At 62.1% G+C, this 12,981-nt stretch carries 17 protein-coding genes; 2 read left to right on the top strand and 15 right to left on the bottom strand.

The genetic code is table 11. From position 1 onward, the window contains the following. Positions 1-43: 43 nt before the first annotated feature. From NKH67_RS08380 to NKH67_RS08340, 9 genes are all read right to left on the bottom strand, one after another. Positions 44-1,000: a C-terminal binding protein gene (locus tag NKH67_RS08380; protein WP_353030538.1), complete on the bottom strand. Its 957-nt coding sequence runs from the start codon at positions 998-1,000 to the stop codon at positions 44-46. 12 nt (positions 1,001-1,012) lie between these two features. Beyond that, positions 1,013-1,771 carry an HpcH/HpaI aldolase family protein gene (locus NKH67_RS08375; RefSeq protein WP_353030536.1) on the bottom strand — a complete coding sequence of 253 codons (759 nt, stop codon included), beginning with the start codon at positions 1,769-1,771 and terminating at the stop codon, positions 1,013-1,015. A gap of 41 nt (positions 1,772-1,812) precedes the next feature. Next, a complete protein-coding gene (locus tag NKH67_RS08370) occupies positions 1,813-2,526 on the bottom strand; it encodes a hypothetical protein (protein WP_353030534.1) in 714 nt (237 codons plus the stop codon). A gap of 26 nt (positions 2,527-2,552) precedes the next feature. Beyond that, positions 2,553-3,863, bottom strand: a complete 1,311-nt coding sequence (locus NKH67_RS08365; RefSeq protein WP_353030532.1) for a TRAP transporter large permease — start codon at positions 3,861-3,863, stop codon at positions 2,553-2,555. 3 nt (positions 3,864-3,866) lie between these two features. Beyond that, a complete protein-coding gene (locus NKH67_RS08360; protein ID WP_353030530.1) occupies positions 3,867-4,379 on the bottom strand; it encodes a TRAP transporter small permease in 513 nt (170 codons plus the stop codon). Between the two features lie 58 nt (positions 4,380-4,437). After that, on the bottom strand, positions 4,438-5,415 hold the full coding sequence (gene dctP, locus NKH67_RS08355) for a TRAP transporter substrate-binding protein DctP (RefSeq protein WP_353030528.1): 978 nt from the start codon (positions 5,413-5,415) through the stop codon (positions 4,438-4,440). 91 nt (positions 5,416-5,506) lie between these two features. Continuing rightward, entirely contained in the window at positions 5,507-6,052 is a 546-nt protein-coding gene (locus NKH67_RS08350) for a flavin reductase family protein (RefSeq protein ID WP_353030526.1), read from the bottom strand. Then, positions 6,052-7,146 (bottom strand): LLM class flavin-dependent oxidoreductase, encoded by a 1,095-nt coding sequence (locus NKH67_RS08345; RefSeq protein WP_353030713.1) that lies wholly within the window; start codon positions 7,144-7,146, stop codon positions 6,052-6,054. The genes NKH67_RS08350 and NKH67_RS08345 overlap by 1 nt, the downstream gene beginning before the upstream one ends. Further along, positions 7,146-7,862, bottom strand: a complete 717-nt coding sequence (locus NKH67_RS08340; protein WP_353030524.1) for a GntR family transcriptional regulator — start codon at positions 7,860-7,862, stop codon at positions 7,146-7,148. Before NKH67_RS08340 ends, NKH67_RS08345 begins: the two co-directional genes overlap by 1 nt. A gap of 176 nt (positions 7,863-8,038) precedes the next feature. Here NKH67_RS08340 and NKH67_RS08335 point away from each other — a divergent pair, with 176 nt between their 5' ends. After that, the gene (locus tag NKH67_RS08335; protein WP_353030522.1) at positions 8,039-8,569 is read left to right on the top strand and encodes a hypothetical protein; all 531 of its coding nucleotides are present in this window, start codon (positions 8,039-8,041) and stop codon (positions 8,567-8,569) included. 43 nt (positions 8,570-8,612) lie between these two features. Here the strand turns inward: NKH67_RS08335 and NKH67_RS08330 are convergent, their stop codons facing one another. The 5 genes from NKH67_RS08330 to NKH67_RS08310 form a co-directional block, all read right to left on the bottom strand. Then, complete coding sequence (locus NKH67_RS08330; protein WP_352768342.1) at positions 8,613-8,831, bottom strand: hypothetical protein; 219 nt, start codon at positions 8,829-8,831, stop codon at positions 8,613-8,615. 3 nt (positions 8,832-8,834) lie between these two features. Then, positions 8,835-9,014 carry a hypothetical protein gene (locus NKH67_RS08325; protein ID WP_352768339.1) on the bottom strand — a complete coding sequence of 60 codons (180 nt, stop codon included), beginning with the start codon at positions 9,012-9,014 and terminating at the stop codon, positions 8,835-8,837. A gap of 126 nt (positions 9,015-9,140) precedes the next feature. Then, positions 9,141-9,299, bottom strand: a complete 159-nt coding sequence (locus NKH67_RS08320; RefSeq protein ID WP_023716639.1) for a hypothetical protein — start codon at positions 9,297-9,299, stop codon at positions 9,141-9,143. Positions 9,300-9,447: 148 nt separating this feature from the next. Beyond that, positions 9,448-9,885, bottom strand: a complete 438-nt coding sequence (locus NKH67_RS08315; protein WP_353030520.1) for a GFA family protein — start codon at positions 9,883-9,885, stop codon at positions 9,448-9,450. Positions 9,886-9,910: 25 nt separating this feature from the next. Further along, a complete protein-coding gene (locus tag NKH67_RS08310; protein WP_352472892.1) occupies positions 9,911-10,129 on the bottom strand; it encodes a hypothetical protein in 219 nt (72 codons plus the stop codon). A gap of 134 nt (positions 10,130-10,263) precedes the next feature. Here NKH67_RS08310 and NKH67_RS08305 point away from each other — a divergent pair, with 134 nt between their 5' ends. After that, positions 10,264-12,564, top strand: a complete 2,301-nt coding sequence (locus NKH67_RS08305) for an FdhF/YdeP family oxidoreductase (RefSeq protein WP_353030518.1) — start codon at positions 10,264-10,266, stop codon at positions 12,562-12,564. 66 nt (positions 12,565-12,630) lie between these two features. Here NKH67_RS08305 and NKH67_RS08300 read toward each other — a convergent pair whose 3' ends face one another. Next, positions 12,631-12,978 carry a response regulator gene (locus NKH67_RS08300; protein ID WP_352472890.1) on the bottom strand — a complete coding sequence of 116 codons (348 nt, stop codon included), beginning with the start codon at positions 12,976-12,978 and terminating at the stop codon, positions 12,631-12,633. Positions 12,979-12,981: the final 3 nt, after the last annotated feature.

The following is a 12,981-nucleotide window of genomic DNA, read 5'->3' as shown; positions in this document are numbered from 1 at the left end:
CGCGGAGCAGGCGGATAGAGGTGGTGCCGACATCGGGAATTGGTCATATCCGGTTGACCGGATATACAGGCTTGCCGCCGCGCAGGACTGATGCGACATCGGCAAACACCTTGTTGCGAACCTCTGCGTAAGACTGGGTCGAGTAGTGCGCCGCGTGTGGACTGACCAGGACGGTGTCCAGCGCCAGCAGCGGATTGTCGGGCGAAGGCGGCTCCCGCTCGAACGTGTCGATGCCGGCGCCTGCCAGATGGCCGCGCCGGATCGCATCCGCCAATGCGACCTCGTCGACCAGGCCGCCGCGGGCCACGTTGATGAGTATCGCCCCTTCCTTCATCCGCGACAGGGCTTGCGCCGACATGATGTTTCTGGTCTCCGGTGTCGCTGGAACGTGCAGCGAGACGATGTCGGCCCTGGCCAGCAGCTCGTCGAAGCCGACCGGTTCGGCATCACCGGCCGCGATGCGCTCGGCCGGCATATGCGGATCGTAGGCGATGATGTGGTAGCCGAAGACCCGCGCCCGCTCGGCAGTCAGCCGCCCGATCTGGCCGAAGCCGATCAGGCCGAGGATCTGCCTGTCGGGCCGTGTGATGCCGGCGCCGTCGGTCATTGCAGCCCAGCGGCCGGCGCGCACCGCGCTGTCGAACTGCTTCAGCCTGCGCGTCAAGGCCAGGATCAGGGCCATGGCGTGGGTGCTGACTTCAACCAGATTGGCGTCCGGCACGTAGGTTACCTGAACACCGGCACGGCTGGCGGCCTCGACGTCGATCGAATCGAGCCCTACGCCGAACCGTCCGATGACCTTGAGCCCCTTCAGTTCCGCCAAAACGCGAGCCGTGATCGGCTCTCGCAATACCATCAATGCGGCGGCGTCGCGGCAGTGTTCGATCAGGGCATCTTCCGTGAGCAGCGTCTTCTCGACAAACTCGGCGTTCAAGCCGTCGAGGTAGCGCAGCTGCTCCTCCTCGACTGACAGCACACCGTCGGTCTTGATGATCTTCATGGCAAACTCTTGCTATGAGGCGCTGCGCGCCGAGGCGACGCCGGCGGCAAGGCCGGCGCCGAGAAACATCGTGTCGCTGGCCAGCACGTAGAAGCTGATGCCGTGCCGCGACCATTTGCCGACATCATCCGCCGAAGGGCGAAAGATGCCGACGGCCTTGCGGGCCGTGCCCGCCGCGGCCGCGATCCTCATAATCGCTGCATTGAGCTTTTCCTGGCCGGCCGGCCCCATGGCGTCGATCGAAACCGACAGGTCGCCGGGACCGATGAAGATCACGTCGACGCCGTCGACCTGGACGATGTCGTCGATGTTGGCGAGGCCCTCGGCCGTCTCGACCTGGATGGCGACCGTCAGGACCTCGTTGGCCGATTTGAGGTAGTCCGGAATCCTGTAGCCATAACCGGCGGCGCGGCCCGGGCCGACACCGCGGGTGCCGACCGGCGGGTACCGGCAGGCCATGACCGCCATGCGGGCTTGCTCGGCCGTGGAGACGCGGGGTACCAGGACACCCGACGCGCCGGCGTCGAGCGCGGCCGCCATCCACTCCGGCGTGTGGCCGGGAACGCGCACCATCGCGGGAATCCTGTGGACATCGGCGGCGCGGATCAGATCCTCGAGCCGTTCGCGGCCGATCTGCGAATGCTCCCAGTCGATGCACAGGAAATCTACCCCGCTGGCGGCGGCCACTTCGACCGCCACAGGGTGCGGGATGGCACAGAAGGTACCGATGAGGCGATCGAGAGAGACACATTTCTTGCGAAAGTCGTACATGAAATCTCCAGAAATTTTCGGCGTCGGCAAACCTGTGTGCGCTATGTGGCCCGCGCCAAAGGATGCACGGCTTCCGTCGACATCGGGAAATGCCGGCTGCCGCCTGAAAACGGCGGGAAGGTCTTGTAGTCGGCGCGCATCTCCAGCCGCGCCGGCGATTGCAGCGCGTGCGTCAATGCCGCGGGACTGTCGAACATGACGCGATTGCGCTGCATATGGTCGATCCGCGGCCATGGCAGCGAACCGCACCAATCCAGTCGCGACAAAACCTCGATGTGGCGAATGCGGGGGAAGCCCCGCATCAATTGCGGATGATGCGTCACATAGTGGTAGAGCCAGGCATTCATGTCTTCGGCCGGCCCGGGATAATGGACAAGATAGCTGCAGGGGAGCCCGGACGTCTTGACGCCAGCGTCGTCGACGGGAAACGGACGCACGCACATTGCCTGTTGCGTCGGCCTCGAAGCGGCGATGCTCGACAGCATACCAGGTGCGGCAAGCGCCTGCAGATGGCCGGACGGCGCCAGCGCCGCCTCCATGTCCGCCAGTTCGTCGAAATAGAGCTGGAAGCCAAAGACCGGCGGTGGACCATCGTTGTTGAACATGTCCGTCGCCACTTCGGGTAGATAGATGTTTGCAAACGCAAGGCCCGGCGTTGAAGCAATCACACGCCGCACGGCGTCAACATCTTCGCCGGCGATGGCCAAATTTGCATCGCGGTCATCATGGAAGAAAGCAAGATAGGCAAAGCGCATGTGGACACCTGCTGGATCGAGTTCGACTAGATCAAATTCGGAAGAAAGAGAGCGATCCGCGGAAAGAGGACAATCAGCAGGATCAGCAGAAGCGTCAGCGCGATGTAAGGCGCCGCAGCCATGGCAACCGTCTTGAGCGATGTGCCTTTCGGCGCAACGCCGATCATGATGAACAGCAGCAGACCAAACGGCGGCGTGGTGAAGCCGACCTCGTAGGCGAGCAGCAGGATCAGCCCGAACCATACCGGCTCGTAGCCGAATTGCTGGGCGATCGGCAGGAAGATCGGCAGCGTGATCAGCATCATCGAGACCTGATCCATGAACATGCCGAGCAGCAGGATGACGAGCACCATCATGAGCAGCATGGGATACGGTCCAAGATCGTAGCCGACGATGAACTGGATAAAGCCGTTGGAGGCGCCGGAGAAGGCGAATATCTGCGAGAACGTCGTCGAAGCCGAGATGATCAGGAAGGTCATGCCGGTGACCTTCATCGCATCGTCCAGCGACTTCCAGACAACCGACCAGCTGAACCGTCGGTAGACAACCAACAAGGCGAAGACGGCGGCACAGCCGAGGCCTGCCGACTCGGTCGGGGTCGCTATTCCAAGGATGATCGTGCCGACCACCATGAACACGATGACGCTCATCGGAATGATGTTGACGGCGACCGCCCTCACCTTCTCGGCCGCAGGGACGGCGGGTACCGGATAGTGCGGAGCGGCGTCCGGATCGATCTTTGTCTGTGCGAAGATCAGCGCCGCGTACATGACAACGAGCAGCAGTCCGGGCAAAGCCCCCGCTATGAGCAGCGCGCCGACGTCGATCTGGGCCAGCGAGCCGAGCAAGACGGCCAGCGAGGACGGCGGGATGATGACGGCAAGGCTTCCTGCGCCAAGCACTGGGCCGTAGGCCATGTGCGGCTTGTAGCCCCGCTTCAGCATCTCGGGCACCATCAGCGAGCCCATCATGCCGGTATTGGCGAGGCTCGAGCCCGACAGCGCGGAAAAGATCGTGCCGGCGGCCAGCACGACATAGGCGAGGCGTCCGCGCAGATTGCCGATGCACAGGTCGAGCGCGTAGATGACCTTCTCGCCGAGGCCGGAGCGGAAGAACAGGCTGCCCATGACAAGAAACATCGGCAGCGGGGCAAGCGCATAGGTCGAGACAGCGTCGGAGAAGTTGGCGACCATCTGCGTCACGCCGATCGAGCCGCCGAAGAACAGATACAGCCCGATCACATTGGTGACGAAGAACGCGAAAGCGACCGGCAGCCCAAGCCCCATCAACACCAGGATGGTGCCGACGAGCACGGCGAATGGGAACAGCCAGGCCACCGGTCAGAGCCCTTCCATTTCCAGCGGATCGAGCGTGTACAACGTGTCACGGCCGAGCAGATATCTGAGCCATTCCAGCGCCGAGAGATAGAAGGCGAGCATGATGGGCAGAAAGACCAGCCATTTCGGCATGTCGAAGCTGCGCGTTTCATATTCGCCGCCCGCCACGGCACTTGTCAGCGACGACAGAGCGACGCTGCCGAGGTAGAGGCTGACGCCAATGCAGGCGAGATAGACCAGCTTTTCAAGCCCCGCCCGTGCCCGCACCGGCAGCGCCTGGCGCAGGAACTCGACGAAGACATGGCCCTTGCTGTGGACCAGCCAGGGCATCGGCAGGAATGCCGCGTAAAGCAGGCCGTATTCCGTCGCCGACACCGCCCAGGCAAGCGGCCTCAGGCCCAGATTGCGGACGCACACATCAGCAACCACCGCGACGATGATGAGGCCAAGCACCACTTTTGCCGCCGCCGCCAACGCAAGGCTCAGCTTCCCGATCGCTGCAAACAATCCGTCCATTTCCCACGACCCTCATATCCACCTTGATGAAGGGGCGCACCAGCGCCCTCGGCTCGGGCTACTGGAAGAATTTCTTCAACTGATCGATGTTGGTGGGATCGCGTTTGGTCATCCTCGCCCAGCTCGCCTGCGTGGCAGCCGCCAGGAATTTGTCGCGGCCGGCGCCGGTCAAGCTGACAATCTTCTGCCCGCCGCCGATCATTGCCTGTGCCTGCTTTTCGGACTCGGCGAGATTGGCGTCATAGCTCGCGCGCTCGTATTCGACGGCCGTGTCGGCAAGCAGCTTCTGCGCTTCGGGCGACAGCGTGTCCCATTTGGCCTTGTTGATCGAGATCAGCACGTCGGTTTTGAAGAACTGCGGGTCGACACGGTATTTGGTGAATTTGTCCCAGCCGAACGACGCATAGCCAAACACGGTATACGCGTTGGCATTGACGACGCCGCGCTCGAGCGAGGTATAGACATCCCCCGGCGCCTGCACGATCACCGTTGCGCCCAAGGATTCAAGGAAATCGCGGTAGAGCGGCGACGAGCGGATCTTCAGACTGCCCCAGTCGATGCTGCCTTCGCTATTGAGCTTGGGTTCGTCGACGGTGAAGACGTTGAAGCCCGAACCCGCGTCGACATGCGCCAGCAGATGGGCATTGGCCTTCTTCTCGAAAATTCCGCTGATGAAATCCCAGCCGCCATTGTCGCGGACCTCCCACGGCGTCTTCGTCGATGCGGAGAAAACCTCGCCTTCGGGCACGAGTTCGAGGAACTGCCCTGCCGGTGTGTCGATCACATCGATCAGGCCGCTCCTGAGCGCCGCGCCCTGCTGGATCGGCGGAATGACCTCCGGCCCGCCACGGACGTTGATCTGGACCACGCCCTTGCCCTTTTCGTTCACTTTCTGAACGAACTTCAGGAAGCTCTGGGCGTAGCCGTTCTGCGTCGGTGTAAAATGCACGGCGTTGAGGACGACCTCTTCGGCCGCGGCGCTACCCGCCACACCCGACATGAGTGCAGCCAGAACAAGGGATTTCCAAATGCGCATTGCCATACTCCCTTTGATAGTTCGTCCATGATCCGGCCCATGATCGGGTCGATCTAAAATTGCAATCGCCGCGCCGCCGCGTGAACGGCGGTTAGTTGGCATCATCTCCTAATGTCAGGAACCGCCCATGCGCGTAGAAGACCGGCGATCGATGAGCGCGGTCCAGCGCAACGCCCGAGACGATGCCGATGACGATCATGTGCGATGCCCGCACGATGATTTCGGCCACCCGGCATTCGAATATTGCCCGTGCGCCGACGAGCAAGGGCGCGCCGGTTTCGCCACGCACCCATGATCCGGACGAGAACCGCGCGGCGCCCTTGGCTTTGGTCATGCCGCCAAAGGCACGTACAACGTTCTCCTGGTCGCCGGCGGGAAGATTGACCGAAAACGGCGAGCCTTCGCGAATGGCCGAGGCAAAGGTGCTGCCGCGGTTGACGCAGGCCAGCAGGGAAGGCGGCTCGGCGCTGAACGAACAGAGGGCCGTCGCCGTGATACCGCAAAAACCGATCTCGTCATGTTCCGACGCGAGGATGCCGACCGAGCCCGCCACGGCCCGCATAGCCTGCTTGAAGGCGCGCGGATTGATGGCGTCGTGCCCATCCACCCACGGCGTCGGAATGGCGGCCGCCGGCATCAATTTACTCGAAGCCCGGCCTGGCGCATCAGCGGCAGCACGCGGTCGCAGAAGAAGGGCAATTCGTAGGTGTAGTTGACGAATGTGAGGGCGGCGCCGGAATAACCCTGTTCCATGATCTCGGTGAGGTCGTCGACGATCTTTTCCGGCGTGCCGATGAGCGGGAACGTCCCGGCACCACCGGCGAACCTTTGCCGATATTCGGTGAAAGCCTTCGCATCGTGCGAGTTCGCGAATTCCTTCTTCTTGCGCATGTGCTCGTCGACCGCACCCTCGTCCGCGCATTCCAACGCGTAGTGCCGGTAGTAATCCTCGGCTTCCTGCTGGGTCTCCCGGCAGACGACGTGACAAACCGTATAGACGCCGACTTCGCGCCCGACTTCGGCCGCGCGGTTGGTGATGTCGACCACATGCGCACGGCCGTCGGCAATTTCGGAAAAGGTCGAAAACAGATAATCGCAGTGGCGCGCTGCGTAGTTGCGCCCCGGCGCGCCGAAGGCGGCGTTCATGGTCACCGGTCGCGGCGCCTGCAGGCTTGGCGGCCGGCTGACGACGCCCTTCAGATCATAGAACTCGCCGCTGAAGTCGAACGGCTCCCTCGATTGATAGGCACGCACGATGATGTTGATCCATTCCTCGGCCTGATCGTAGGTCCGCTCGCCGACCGTCTGCCCGAACATGGCGAACTCATCCGGGTTCCAGCCGCAGACGATGTTCAAGCCGGCACGCCCGTTGGAGATGTGGTCGACCGTCGCCAGCGCTTTGGCAGCCTGCAGCGGATGAACCAGCGGCACATGCACCGTCATGAACAGGCCGATGTTTTCCGTGGCGACAGCAAGACCCGCCGCCCAGGTGAACGTCTCGAACGACCATTCCCGCACATGCGTCAAACCGCCGAAGCCGCGCCAGCGGGCGATCGGCAGCAGAAACTCGAGGCCGGCGCGGTCGGCGATGCAGGCGGAATTGAGGTTGTCCTCCCAGCGGGCACGCCAGCGCTCGGGGACGGTAGTCATTGCCAGGCCGCCATCGGCGTTCATTGAAAATACGCCGAGCTTGAACCTGTTCGGCCCTTTCAGCGGGTGCTGCTTCCTGATCATGCTTTCCCCTGCCGCGACATGCCCTCACCTTCACCGTTGGAGTTTTGAAACGGTGGGCTAAGCTTCATGAAACGCTCCTCGGCGTTCTGAATGAAGTGGGTCATGCGGTCGTAAGCGGCGACGGCGTCGCGCTTAACGAATGCCTCATAGATTGCGCGCATGCCGGCAACGATGACGGCCTGCGTCGGCTGGTGCGACAGCGTCCTTAAGCGGACGACGAGCACATGGTCGGCGAACCTTGCAATCGTTTGGGAAAGGCGCTCGTTCTCGACGGCGCCGAGCCAACAATTCCTGAATGCCGAATTGGCCTGGAAAAAGCGGTCGGCATCGCCGGCGGCGGCCGCGGCCTCGGCCTCCCGAAGCGCGGCTGCCAGGGTCTTGAGGCCAGCGGCGTCAAGTGTCCGTGCCGAGTGCGCGGCGGCCCGTGGCTCAAGCAGGCGGCGGACCTCGAAGATGTCGGCGACATCCGTCGCGGTAAGCGTGGGCAGGGTGAAGCCGCGTGTCGTGCCGACGAGATAGCCCTCATGCACCAACTGCATCAAGGCGTCACGGACAGGCATTCTGGAAATGCCGAGCTGGGCGGCAATATCGACATCGACGAGCTTCTGGCCAGGCGCCAATTCGCCATGCTGTATCGTCAGCCGGATTTGTTGATAGACCTGGGCACGCAGATTGCCATCGCCAACCCGTTTGAGCTCTATCGTTTCCGTCATCCACGCCTTCCCATGCGAAGATTTCGTATATTGTTTGAGGCTGTGTTCTCGCAGTCGTGCCGTTTGAAATGCAGCCACGTGTCGGCAGAAATCGACCTGTCAGCCATGTTCCCGGCTCAAGTGGAGCATAGGCTGGATCACCTGGCAAGATGTTTTAAGTTTATAATGTATACTGTTTGAGTTCGCTGTCCGGAGGGCAATGGATCGCGCCATCCGTGCTGCCGCGCCGCGCCACGGCGGGGACAGCTAACGATCCGCGCGGTTCGGTAAAAAACGTACAGACGTTTTTCCGTGACACATCGAAGTTGACGGATTTAACTAAAATTACTTGCGATCTGCGCGCGCCGGCACGCCCACCCCGATCCCTCGCCGGTACGCATTACTGGATCGCCCGCCGTATCGAAAGGTGCGGCGGGCTTTTCGTTTCGTTTGGCGGGGAGGCGCTTATGCGAGACTTGCCCAGGAATATCGACGCCGACGTCGTGATCGAAATCAGCAAGCTGCTCGACGACCGGGCGAAGTCCGTGCCGGTGCCGGTGCACAAGCTGGCGGCGATGATCCGGCTGGGCGTCGAGACGCGTCTGACCGATCACTCCATCGAAGAACTGATCGTGGAGATGGCCGCGACGCGGGGGCTTCCGATGCTGTTCGACTTGCCGGTGGTCGACAACGTCGTGCCGATTGCCTCGGCGCGCCGTCCCCGCTGACACTTCGCTCGAACCTCACCGGTCGTCGCGTCGCCGCCCGACTTCATTTGTCCTGATGCGCGGGCCGGGTGTCGCCTTTCTTTTCGGGGTCGTGGGTATGGTGGCTGTCGCGTTCGCCGCCCCCGCCGGAGACCTTGCTGTGGCTGCGACGGTCGGAGTCGGCCGGCGGCTTTTCGACGCTCGGCGGCTTCTTGGCGTTTTCGTGCGCGGCGCCGGGACCGCCCTGGCGGATGCTGGCCGGAGTCTTCTTCGACGTGGACATGACCTAGCGATCCTGGACGTTGCCTTGATGGGTGGTGTTGACCTTCGTATTGCCTTGCTGGCCCTGCTTGTCGGGATCCGGAACGGCTGATTGCGGTGCCTGGTCGGCTGCTACCGGTTTTTTGTCACCGGCGCCCTTTGGGCTCAGATTCTTCGGCGGCACAGGGGGAGGTTTTGTGCTCATGGCGTGTCTCCTTCCGCCACCCAAACAAGCGGCTCGGGAGAAAGGTTCCCGATAGGCCCGGTCCGAACGGCAATTGCCTCGAATAGCCGGGCCCGCAGGCCGTGGCTTGGCCTGCACAATCCAGGATTATTTCTTGATGATGTTTCCGTTGTTCAGATCGAAGGCCTGGGCGCCGAACGCCTGCCTGAAGAAGTCCTCCTGCAGATCGCCCCATTCGCCGAGATAGGCGCCGCAATTGCTGCAATAGATCGGCGTCGAATCCTTCGGGTTGTCGGGAATTTCCATCAGGATCGTCCCGCACGCCTTGCAATCGAGCTTGTCATCCAAACGGCGGCCCATTGGCCTATAATTGCGCGTTTTCGGCCGCGCGCCAATTGTCGTATTCGTACGAAACTGCGAACGGTACGTTTTCCACCTGCAGGCGGGCAGCAGGCTAGCGGTCCGCCGGATTTCCGAAAGCGGGATCGCGCCGCCTCGAATACCTTCCCACCCGCGGCAGCTCGTCTGGAAAGTCGACCCAGGGAAGCCTCATGTCCCAATATGCGTGGGCCTGCGGCGGAAACCGTTCGGGGTGGTCGAGAAAGCCGATCGACAGATAGAGTTCGCCGGGCAGGCCCTGGTCGACATAGCCGATCGATGTTCCGCAATCCGCACAGAAGGACCGGAGCATGCCGGGGGTTTTCGAAAAGGTCTTGGGCGTGCCGGTGAGCAATGTGAATTCGGAAGGCCGATAGCCGACCCACACCGTTAGCGGGCTTCCTATCGCCTTGCGGCAGTCGTCATCGTGATCGGAGCAAACCCAGAACGGCTCGCCGCGCATCTCCGCCGTTATGGCGCCGCAAAAACAGGACCCCGTTTCAGTTCGTGGCATTGCCTGCCTTCATTGCTAACCTCACTCATTGCTGGCCTGGCATTTCGGTATTTTCCTTGGGGTTCTTCTTGATGCCGGCGGCAGGCGAGGTGTCGGCCGGAGCATTGCCACCCTGGTTCTGCTCAGGGGCTCTTTTGAGCGGCGAAGTTCGCCAGCCCATATCGCCGTACAAAAAGCCGATGAGAAAGCCGACGATGATGATGGCCGAAATCACCATCGCAATTAACGCGTTACGTCGCTCCATTTCGCGCGGCTCCTTTCTTCGGGCCGAACAAACGATGGCGGAAATGGTTCCGGCGAGACGGAACGGACCCGGCCCGGAACATTCAGCCTTACGGCGGGTTCTTATGCATGCTCTTCTTACAGGGAGTGGCTCGCATGAAACCCGCCGTAACCGATCGCATCGAAACCAAGAAATACGACCACCCGACAGGCGGCTGGGGATCGCTCAAATCCCTGGTCCGCAAGGCGCGCGGCGAAGGCCTGCTGTTGTCCGGGATATGGAGCACGCTGCTCAAGCAGAACAAGGCCGACGGCTATATGTGTGTGTCTTGCTCATGGGCAAAGCCAGCCCAGCCGAGGCCTTTCGAATTCTGTGAAAACGGCGCCAAGGCGACGATGTGGGACCAGACCAAGCTGCGCTGCGAACCCGCTTTCTTCGCCGAGCATTCGGTGACGGAACTGCTCGATTGGCCGGACCACGATCTTGAGAAGCAGGGCAGGCTTACCGAGCCCATGCGCTACAACGCCGCCACCGACCGTTACGAGCCGGTTTCCTGGGACGATGCATTCCGCGACATAGCTGCCGAACTGCGGCGGCTCGATCCAAAATCGGTGGTGTTCTACACGTCCGGCCGGGCCTCGCTCGAGGCCTCGTTCATGTACCAGCTTTTTGCGCGGATCTATGGCTCTTCGAACCTGCCCGATTCGTCCAACATGTGTCATGAATCGACCTCGGTCGGCTTGCCGGAATCGATCGGCTCGCCGGTGGGGACCGTGCAGCTCGAAGACTTTGCGAAATGCGACATGATGTTCTTCTTCGGGCACAATACCGGGGTGACGGCGCCGCGCCTGCTGCATCCGCTGCAGGAGGCACGTCAACGCAACGTGCCCGTCTTCACTTTCAATCCCTTGCCCGAGCGGGGACTGAAGCGCTTCAAGAATCCGCAAAACCCCCTCGACATGCTGTCGCCCGGACCGGGAACCAAAATGTCCAGCGACTACTTCCAGGTTCGTTCGGGCGGCGATATCGCCGCGATGACGGGTATCGCCAAGGCGTTGCTGGCGCTCGACGACGACGCCCGCGAAAGCGGCAGGACGCGTGTCCTCGACACGGCTTTCATCGCCGAACACACGCATGGCTTCGCCGAATTCGAAGCCTTCCTGCGCAAAACCCAGTGGAGCGATATCGTCGCGCGATCCGGCATTGCGCAGACCGACCTGGAGCATGTCGCCGAGGTCTACAGCCATGCCAACGCGGTGATCGGCAATTACGGCATGGGCTTGACCCAGCATCGGCACGGCACCGAGAACGTCCAGATGCTGTGCAACCTTTTGATGCTGCGCGGCAATATCGGAAAACCCGGCGCCGGCATTTCGCCGCTGCGCGGCCATTCCAATGTCCAGGGGCAGCGCACCGTCGGCATATCGGAAAAACCCGAGCTCGTCCCGCTCGACAAGTTCGCCGAGTTCTACGCCTTTGAACCGCCGCGCGAGAAAGGTCTCGATACGGTCGAGACCTGCGAAGGCGTCATCGACGGATCGGTCAAGGGCTTTGTCGGGCTCGGCGGCAATTTCGTGCGGGCCGTGCCGGAAACCGGCCTGGTCGAGAAAGCCTGGCGTAGGCTCGACCTGCATGTCGAGATCGCGACCAAGCTCAACCGCAGTCACCTGATCGCCGGCCGGACAACCTATTTGCTGCCTTGCCTGTCACGGCTGGAAAGAGACCATCAGGCAAGCGGCGACCAAAGGGTGTCGGTAGAGGATTCCACCGCCTGTATCCACGGCTCGTTCGGATCGCGACCTCCGGCTTCGCCGCATCTGCTTTCAGAGCCCAGGATCGTCGCCGAACTCGCCAAGGCCACGGTGCCGGGCAGGAGTTCGATCCCATGGGATGAGTGGGTTGGGGATTATTCCCGCATCCGCGACGAAATCGAGCGCTGCTACCCCCAACATTTCCGCGACTTCAACGAGCGTTTCCTGACGCCCGGCGGCTTCCATCGCGACATCAAGGCGAGCAAGCGGGTGTGGGAGACGCCGAACAAGAAGGCCAATTTCAAGCTGCCAAGTGGCCTTGAAACCGATCCTGACATCGATGTCGCCGGCGATGATGTGCTGACACTGATCACGGTGCGCTCCAACGACCAGTTCAACACGACCGTCTACGGCTACAACGACCGGCTGCGCGGCATCAGCGGCACACGCATGGTGCTGTTGATGAATGAAAAGGATATCCAGCGCCTCGGTTTGAGCGCGGGACAGGAGGTCGATCTCGAAGCCAACGCGCGGGACGGTGTGGAGCGCCGCGTGCACGGACTGCGCATCACGCCTTACTCGGTGCCGGAGGGAAATTGTGCCGGTTACTACCCCGAGCTCAACCCGCTGGTTCCTTTGTGGCACAGAGCCGAGAGGGCTCATGTTCCGGCGGTCAAATCGGTACCGGTGCGGATATTGCCATAGGCGTTCGTCGTTCGCGGCAGGCACGCACCACGCCGATGTGACCTGGCGCGACTTTCAATCGCGACCTCAGCCGGCTCGCGCGAGTTCATCCACGGCATTCAGGATCGCACTCTGGCTCGCCGGCTTCTGCACCATCCTGCAAGCGCGGAACCCGGCTGGAATTTCGCGTTCGCCATACCCGGAGAGGAAGGCGAACGGAACACCGCGCATCCGTAACGCTTCCGCGATCGGATAACTGGTCTCGTCGTTCAACTGGATATCCAGCAACGCGGCGTCGATCCCGCCTTCGCCAACGAGCCGGAGTGCCGCCGTTACCGACGAAACAGGTCCAACCACCTGATGGCCGGCTTTGCGCAGGTAAGCCGCCGCGTCGTCGGCGATCAGCCATTCGTCCTCGACGATCAGCACACGCATCTT

The sequence above is a fragment of the Mesorhizobium sp. M0968 genome (assembly GCF_040319065.1).
In the GTDB taxonomy this organism is placed as follows: Bacteria; Pseudomonadota; Alphaproteobacteria; order Rhizobiales; family Rhizobiaceae; genus Mesorhizobium.
This window is presented reverse-complemented; position numbering and strand designations above follow the sequence as displayed.